Below are 278 nucleotides of genomic sequence, written 5' to 3' on the forward strand. Positions count from 1 at the left end.
GTGGCGCTGAAGAGCATCTGGGCCAAAGAGGTTAACCGTTTCGCCCGCATCTGGATCCAGACGCTGGTGCCGCCGGTCATCACTATGACGCTCTATTTCATCATTTTTGGCAACCTGATCGGGTCGCGCATCGGTGAAATGCACGGCTTCAGCTATATGCAGTTCATCGTGCCGGGATTGATCATGATGGCGGTCATCACTAACGCCTATGCCAACGTGGCGTCGTCGTTCTTCAGCGCCAAGTTCCAGCGCAACATTGAAGAGCTTCTGGTCGCGCC

Annotated in this window: 1 protein-coding gene; it reads left to right on the top strand. The window is 55.4% G+C overall.

Annotated elements, in window-relative coordinates; translation table 11 throughout:
* The coding region (locus SB765_RS29305; protein ID WP_410932446.1) for an ABC transporter permease at positions 1-278 on the top strand (278 nt) is incomplete at its 3' end.

Origin of the sequence: Pseudomonas sp. SIMBA_067 (assembly GCF_046534675.1) — a bacterium.
In the GTDB taxonomy this organism is placed as follows: domain Bacteria; phylum Pseudomonadota; class Gammaproteobacteria; order Pseudomonadales; family Pseudomonadaceae; genus Aquipseudomonas; species Aquipseudomonas putida.